The organism is Streptomyces sp. NRRL S-646, from assembly GCF_000720765.1.
Lineage (GTDB): Bacteria > Actinomycetota > Actinomycetes > Streptomycetales > Streptomycetaceae > Streptomyces.
In genome coordinates this window covers 1-344 of sequence record NZ_JODC01000103.1, presented here as the reverse complement: position 1 = coordinate 344, position 344 = coordinate 1, and the positions used below count along the sequence as shown (strand labels likewise).

Below are 344 nucleotides of genomic sequence, written 5' to 3'. Positions count from 1 at the left end.
TGGAGCTGTTGACGGACGAGCGGGACTGGCCGAGGGAGGATGACCGGCCGCGCCGTGCCGCCGTGTCCGCCTTCGGTGTGAGCGGCACCAACGCCCACGTCGTCCTCGAACAGCCCGTCGTTGAAGAGCCTGCGGTTGCCGGCGCCGACGTGCCTGTGCCGTCTCTGGTGCCGTGGGTGGTGTCGGGGCGCAGTGGGGCGGCTTTGCGGGCGCAGGCGGGTCGGCTGGCCGGGTTTGTGAGCGGTTCCGAGGCGCTGGGCGCTGTGGAGATCGGTGCGTCGCTGGTGCGTTCCCGGTCGGTGTTCGAGCACCGGGCGGTGGTGTGGGGCGCCGATCGTGCGGAG

At 72.4% G+C, this 344-nt stretch carries 1 protein-coding gene; it reads left to right on the top strand.

What is annotated here, in order from left to right; genetic code table 11:
* Window positions 1-8: 8 nt before the first annotated feature.
* Window positions 9-344: ketoacyl-synthetase C-terminal extension domain-containing protein (locus IH68_RS51390; RefSeq protein ID WP_324607710.1), on the top strand; the 336-nt coding region annotated here is incomplete at its 3' end.